Genomic DNA, 3,396 nt, shown 5'->3' on the forward strand with positions numbered 1-3,396 from the left:
GTTTGCCACACTCCGGACAATCACATTGATAAAACTCGGGCATGGATTTGATCGGTGAGCCCGAGCCATCGACCACAACATCTTCCGGCAATAACACAGGTAAATCGGTTTCCGGCACGGGAACTGCACCACAGTGATCACAGTAGATTATCGGGATCGGCGTGCCCCAATAACGCTGTCGTGAAACACCCCAGTCACGTAAACGATAGTTGACCTGGCGTTCGCCTTTATTCTGTTTGGTTAATTCATCGGCAATCGCGTCAAAAGCTTCTGCTGAAGTCAGTCCCGTAAACTGCGACGAGTTTACCAAGCGACCTTTTTCAGTAAAGGCATTCTGTTGCAGGTCAATTTCACTGTCGTCCGTTGGTGCAATAACCTGACGAATAGGTAAATCATATTTTTGCGCAAATTCAAAATCACGCTGATCGTGGGCAGGTACAGACATAACCGCGCCGGTGCCATAGCCCATCAATACAAAGTTAGCAACCCAAACTGGAATACGTTCACCACTGACTGGATGAATGACCGATATACCGGTCGCCATGCCTTTTTTCTCAGCGGTTTCCATTGCTGCTTCGGTGGTGTCAGTTTTCTTACATTCTTCGATAAACTGCTGTAACTGCACATTGGTCTCAGCCATACGCAAAGCTAACGGATGTTCTGCTGCAATGGCCAGATAACTGACCCCCATCAGAGTATCTGGACGTGTGGTGTAAACAGCTAGATCCTCATCACTGTCTGCCACAACAAAGGTGATTTGTACACCTTCGGAACGACCAATCCAATTGGCCTGCATGGTTTTGACCTGATCCGGCCAGCCAGATAACTGTTGCAGATCATTACGCAGATCTTCTGCGTAATCTGTGATTTTCATAAACCATTGCGGTATTTCACGACGCTCAACTAATGCACCTGATCGCCAACCACGTCCATCTATAACCTGCTCATTGGCCAATACCGTTTGATCGACCGGATCCCAGTTAACAGCAGCGGTTTTGTTATAAACCAGACCTTTTTTGAATAAGCGTACAAACAGCCATTGTTCCCAACGGTAATAGTCCGGTTTACAGGTGGCGATTTCTCGATCCCAGTCATACGCGAGACCCAGACGCTGTAACTGAGCACGCATATAATCGATGTTTTTGTAGGTCCATTCGGCAGGTGGCACCTGATGTCCTAATGCAGCATTTTCAGCAGGTAAACCAAAGGCATCCCACCCCATTGGTTGCAACACATTTTTGCCCAGCATGCGCTGATAACGTGAAATAACATCACCAATGGTGTAATTACGCACATGCCCCATATGCAGCTGACCGCTGGGATAGGGAAACATCGACAGGCAATAGAATTTTTCTTTACTGGTGTCTTCGGTAGCACGGAAAGTTTGATGCTGCTGCCACCAGGTTTGGGCAGCAGTTTCGATCACATCTGGGCGATAATCAGCTTGCATGGGTTCTCTTTGTGAATACGGTGCAGGAAAGGTGGAAGGATACCTCAGCGACAGAAATGCCGAAAGCACCGAATAGTTTATTGACTCATCAGAGGGTAATTTCTATCGGCTATGCAATCAGAAACAGTGCAGCAGAAGATACTGCACTGTGAAGTTTTATCTAGATTCTGAATTCTTCTAACTTACGTCCACGATTCAGTTCTTCAACTAACCATAAAGGACGTTTACCAAACCCTTTCCAGGTTTTTTGCGGATCTTGCGGATGACGGTATTTGTCAGCACTTTCAGCACGAGGTTTGCGTGCACCTGATAAACCCACTCGCATATTTTTAGCCACAGCCGTCAGGGCTTCTGCAGGAGTAACTTTTTTTTCTTTTGCCAGGGCTCTTACCGCATCAGCCACAGCAACAACATCGCTATCTTTACTATTGAGTTCTGTCACTTTTTTAGTTTTCAATTTTTTAATTTGTTTTTTTGACTGACTAATCAATTTTTGCAGCTCTTGTTCTGAGAGTTTTTCCAGTTGCAAAGCAGATAAATTACTCATCGCATTACCTTTTATCTAAAACTTATAAAAACAAATAATATCAGTATTATTAACTTTGTCTATTTGAAAACTTTTTAATTCCCAGCAGACACCAGTACTTTGTATTTTGCATAAAGTTGATCATGAGATTCAACATTATCTGGATCTTTAGGTATGCAATCCACCGGACAGACTTCTACGCATTGTGGGGTATCAAAATGGCCTACACATTCCGTACACAGGTCAGGATCAATTACATAAATTTCCTCACCTTGCGAAATTGCGCCATTAGGACATTCCGGTTCGCATACATCACAATTAATGCATTCGTCAGTAATAAACAGAGACATGGTTTACTCCGATAACTCTTTATAAAACGGTAATTAAACCGATAAATTTTAACTCGACTGTTTTTTGTCTGCCAGTTGCTGCTGTAATGCCTGTTGTACGCAGGGCGCAACAAATTGGGAAACATCTCCACCCAAAGCCGCTATTTGTCTGATCAGGCTTGATGAAATAAACGTAAATTGTTCTGCCGGAGCCAGAAATAGTGTTTCAACTTCCCACTGTAAACGGCGATTCATTGCGGCAAGTTGAACTTCGTATTCAAAATCTGAAACAGCACGAAGTCCACGAATAATGACTGAGGCATTTCGCTGCATTGCATAATTCACCAATAAACCATCGAAGGATGTAATTTCGATATTGGGTAAATCATCCAGGGTTTGTTTGGCTAATGCCAAACGTTGCTCAATTGAAAATACCGGTTTTTTACCGGTGTCCGCAGCGACAGCAACAATCACTTTTTCAAATAAACGGCTGGCACGTTGAACCAAATCTGTATGCCCGTGGGTAATCGGATCAAATGTACCTGGATAGATGGCGGTGATTGACATGCCAAAACCTTATTGCATTTTAAATAAACAATATCTTACATCACCTGCCTGTTTATCTTTAAATAAATGCCAGGTATCTGGTAACCCAGTCAGATTTTGATGTTTATTACATTCCAGATAAACCAGACTATTTTTATGCAATAAATTTCGCTGAGTTAATAAACCGGCTATTTCAGACCATAAATCCGCACCAAAAGGCGGATCCAGAAAAATAATATCGTAAGGGGTGCTGCATTGATTTAAAAACTGCTGTGCGGTTTGCCTGAACAATGCACATTGCTCTGCAGCTAACATTGTTTTATTGGCCTGCAACTGTTTATAAGCCTGCAGATCCAGTTCAACCATATCAACTTTTGCAGCGCCCCTTGAGGCTGCCTCAAAACCCAAAGCACCGCTACCACTGAATAGATCAATACAAACGGCTTCTGGTAAATGCGGTTGTAACCAGTTAAACAGTGTCTCGCGGATACGATCAGAGGTCGGTCTCAATCCTTCCACGGCAGGGAATGATAATCTTCTCCCAC

Annotated in this window: 4 protein-coding genes and 1 pseudogene; all 5 read right to left on the reverse strand. The window is 43.5% G+C overall.

The features are described from left to right. A pseudogene (gene leuS / locus B3182_RS07700) lies at positions 1–1,450 on the reverse strand (leucine--tRNA ligase); the annotation flags it as partial. A 160-nt stretch (positions 1,451–1,610) separates the two neighbouring features. Next, positions 1,611–1,997 (reverse strand): H-NS family nucleoid-associated regulatory protein, encoded by a 387-nt coding sequence (locus B3182_RS07705; RefSeq protein ID WP_014706484.1) that lies wholly within the window; start codon positions 1,995–1,997, stop codon positions 1,611–1,613. Between the two features lie 74 nt (positions 1,998–2,071). Beyond that, positions 2,072–2,326 (reverse strand): YfhL family 4Fe-4S dicluster ferredoxin, encoded by a 255-nt coding sequence (locus B3182_RS07710; RefSeq protein ID WP_014706483.1) that lies wholly within the window; start codon positions 2,324–2,326, stop codon positions 2,072–2,074. Between the two features lie 48 nt (positions 2,327–2,374). After that, positions 2,375–2,872, reverse strand: a complete 498-nt coding sequence (gene coaD, locus B3182_RS07715; RefSeq protein WP_014706482.1) for a pantetheine-phosphate adenylyltransferase — start codon at positions 2,870–2,872, stop codon at positions 2,375–2,377. A gap of 9 nt (positions 2,873–2,881) precedes the next feature. Then, positions 2,882–3,396 (reverse strand): 16S rRNA (guanine(966)-N(2))-methyltransferase RsmD (gene rsmD, locus B3182_RS07720; protein ID WP_292752231.1); only part of this gene is annotated, 515 nt, incomplete at its 5' end.

Source organism: Methylophaga sp. UBA4204 (assembly GCF_002379485.1).
GTDB lineage: Bacteria > Pseudomonadota > Gammaproteobacteria > Nitrosococcales > Methylophagaceae > Methylophaga.